The organism is uncultured Clostridium sp. (assembly GCF_947039605.1).
Classification (GTDB): Bacteria; Bacillota; Clostridia; order Clostridiales; family Clostridiaceae; genus Sarcina.
On the sequence record NZ_CAMQZG010000098.1, the window covers coordinates 1 to 2,644 of the forward strand.

Sequence of the window (2,644 nt, forward strand, 5' to 3'; positions counted from 1 at the left end):
TCAGGAAACTATGGCAAACTTTTTAGAGAGAGAAATATAAGTAGTATTACACATAAGTTTGTGTGGGGAGTATATAAAAATGAAAAATAATATGGGAATTATTATGAGAATGGGAATGAATAAAGATATACTAAAAAATATGTTATCTATTCATAAGAAATTCAAGCAGAATAAAAATTATAAATTAGCAAATGTAGCAAAATGCGGAATGAATGTTATAAAGAATGATAGGCTTGTCATACATGATGGGAATTTTATTATTAATTCATTTTTGCCACCTATAAATTCAAAGGCTTATAATAGCATAGCTATGGCAGTTCCAGGTGATGGGGCAGAGTTTTTTTATAATCACACTACAGGAAAAAGAAATGCACCAATTTCTACATATATAGCTGTAACAGCAAGGTGTATGTACAAGTGTTGGCATTGTAGTGCTAAAAGATTTATTGCAGATGAGAATAATTGCAAGGATGAAATATCTACAGAAAATATGAAAAAGATAATAAATGACCTTCAAAATTTAGGTGTAGGAATAATAGGATTTACTGGTGGAGAGCCACTTCTTAGAAAAGATTTAGAAGAGATAATTAGCTTTGTTGATCAGAGGAGTACAAGTTATTTATTTACTAATGGTTTTGGGTTAACTCTTGAAAAGGCAAAAGGATTAAAAAAGGCTGGGCTTTTTGGTGTAGGAATAAGTATAGATAGTATAACAGAATCAGTACATGATGAAAAAAGAGGGCATAAAGGTGCTTATAAAATAGCTATTGAAGCTATAAAAAATTGTAAACAAGCAGGTCTTTATACAATGGCTCAAACAGTATGTACAAGAGAAATGCTAAATGCTGGAGAGATATTTGAGTTAAATAAATTTTTGAAAACATTAGATATTGATGAGGTTAGAATACTTGAACCAATTCCATGTGGTTCACTTTTAGAAAAGAATGATGCGATTTTATCTAAAGATGAAAAAAAGAAGTTAATAGACCTTCATAGTACGCTAAATAAAAGTAAAGAGTATCCTAAAGTATCAGTATTCCCATATATAGAATCAAAAGATCAGTTTGGATGTGGGGCAGGAGTTCAACATTCTTATATAGATAATAAAGGTGATTTTTTACCTTGTGATTTTGTACCAGAGAGTTTTGGAAATGTGTTAGAAGAGGATATAAAAGATATATGGACAAGAATGCATGAGAAATTTGATAAACCTAAATGTTATTGCTATGCGAAAAAGTGTGATAAATGTAAGAGTGAAGAATTACCAAAGTATTATCAGCTTTTAGCAGGAAAGTAAATTTATTAAGAGAGAGAAAAAATTGAATAATAGATAAATTGCTAGCCTATAAGAATTTTATAAGCTAGCAGTTTTTTTATTTTAAATGAGTATCTATAAATTTAAAGATTCTTTTAAAGTATTCATCACCAGTATCATCCCAAGCTTTTATATGAGCAGAATCTTCAATAAACCAAAGCTCCTTCTTGTCATGAGGGATGTTATCAAAAATTTCTTGACTATTCTCAGGTGCACAAACATCATCTAAAAGTCCATGTATAATCATCATAGGTGTTGTTATTTCCTGTACAGCCTCATAAGGTTTAACTTCATCATATCCAAATCCATCATTCATTTTTGTATAGATGTTACCCCAATGTTTTATATAGCTTGTAGGTATAACAGGAATATTTTCAGCTATAATTCCAAGTTCTATAGCATCATCCATATTACTGTAAGGTCCTTCTATAATATATAAATCAACAAGTTTATTTTTCTCATTAAGCTCTGAATGCATAGCTGTAGTAGCAGCTCCCATAGAGAAACCTTGTACAATTATTTTTCCATCAGGCATTTGTAAATTTACATGATTTACAACACTATCTAAATCAAATCTTTCATATAATCCAAAGGTATAGTTATCTCCACCAGTCTGGCTTGTGTTTCTTTGGTTATAAAGCATAACATTATAGCCTTTTTTTAGATATTCATCAGCATAGAAAATATACTCATTATAGTTACTTCCAATTCCATGAACTAAAATAACTGTATCTTTAGACTTAGTAGGACATTCTATAAATTTAGCTTGTACATCATATCCATTTTCAGGACTTTCTATCATGATATTTGTATGTTTATATTCATCAAGTTTATCAAGTGGTTTCCCTTCCCTTGAACCATAAACAGCGACGATTTCTTCTTCTAAAACAGTTTGAGGTGAACCAACAGAACTATCATAAACAAGCTTACCCATATAATAAGAGCCCCCTAAAATTATAGAGCAAGTAGCTAAAACACTAATAGTAATAATAATAAATTTTTTCTTTTTCATAGTTATAAATTTCCCCTTAATTTACTTTGATTTACAAAGTATTATAGTCATTTAATATGATGTCTTCAATATTAAATGACTATAATTAACGATATATCTTTAGAAAGTTAATATTTTACAAAAATAAAATTATAATCTAACTAAATAAATTTTTTGTGATAGATTTTAAAATTAAACAATAGAAGCTGTAAAGTGTTGTTTTAATACTAAAACTTGATTAGTAAGATTTTTTAAATCTGTACCTCTTATAGTAGTTGTAGCTAAAGTTTTTTTGTTTTAAATATTAACTAGAAGTTAGAAAAAAGTGAATGAAGAGT

2 protein-coding genes are annotated in these 2,644 nt (G+C 28.6%); one reads left to right on the forward strand and one right to left on the reverse strand.

The genetic code is table 11. The features are described 5' to 3' along the window. Positions 1-79: 79 nt before the first annotated feature. Positions 80-1,297: a radical SAM protein gene (locus tag Q0V24_RS17060; RefSeq protein WP_297523373.1), complete on the forward strand. Its 1,218-nt coding sequence runs from the start codon at positions 80-82 to the stop codon at positions 1,295-1,297. A gap of 76 nt (positions 1,298-1,373) precedes the next feature. Here the strand turns inward: Q0V24_RS17060 and Q0V24_RS17065 are convergent, their stop codons facing one another. Then, positions 1,374-2,249, reverse strand: coding sequence for an alpha/beta hydrolase (locus Q0V24_RS17065; RefSeq protein ID WP_297523375.1), 876 nt, complete (start codon positions 2,247-2,249; stop codon positions 1,374-1,376). Positions 2,250-2,644: the final 395 nt, after the last annotated feature.

Coding starts and splice junctions, on each gene's coding strand:
- Q0V24_RS17060 (WP_297523373.1), top strand. CDS start 80: ATGAAAAATAATATGGGAATTATTATGAGAATGGGAATGAATAAAGAT.
- Q0V24_RS17065 (WP_297523375.1), bottom strand. CDS start 2,249: ATGGGTAAGCTTGTTTATGATAGTTCTGTTGGTTCACCTCAAACTGTT.